This is a genomic window from Rahnella sp. CFA14(1/10), assembly GCF_004195095.1.
GTDB classification, from domain to species: Bacteria; Pseudomonadota; Gammaproteobacteria; order Enterobacterales; family Enterobacteriaceae; genus Rahnella; species Rahnella perminowiae.
Genome location: NZ_SEWS01000040.1, coordinates 1 through 458, shown reverse-complemented (window position 1 = coordinate 458; position 458 = coordinate 1). Strand labels below are relative to the sequence as shown.

Annotated in this window: 1 protein-coding gene; it reads left to right on the top strand. The window is 46.1% G+C overall.

Going from position 1 to position 458, the window contains the following annotated elements:
• Positions 1 to 431: group II intron maturase-specific domain-containing protein (locus EVX52_RS25145; protein WP_305000533.1), on the top strand; the 431-nt coding region annotated here is incomplete at its 5' end.
• Positions 432 to 458 lie beyond the last annotated feature (27 nt).

The window sequence follows — 458 nt, the reverse complement described above, 5'->3', positions numbered from 1 at the left end:
AGCTAAAACTGGTTGTTAACGAACAGAAAAGCCAAGTGGTTAAGGTAGGCCAAAGCAAGTTCCTAGGGTTTACCTTTAACCGCGGAAAGATCCAGTGGCATGTCAATACACTGCACATCTTCAAACAAAAGTTAAGACGACTGACAAACCGTAATTGGGGCGTGAGCATGAGCTATCAATTGTTTAAAGTGCGGCAATACATGCAAGGCTGGATCAACTACTTTGGCATAGCCAACGCTTACCAAGAGTGTGTCGATTTAGACCACTGGATCCGTCGTCGAGTACGTATGTGCTACTGGCGTCTATGGCGAAGCTCGAAAACACCAGGGATAAAGCAAGCGCTGAGTAATGAGTATCTTAAGAAAGCAGGATTGTATTCACTGAGAGATGGATGGATCGCGGTTCACTATCCGAACCAGAAAACAGGTTAGGCGTTCTAAATGAACCGCCCTGTGCGG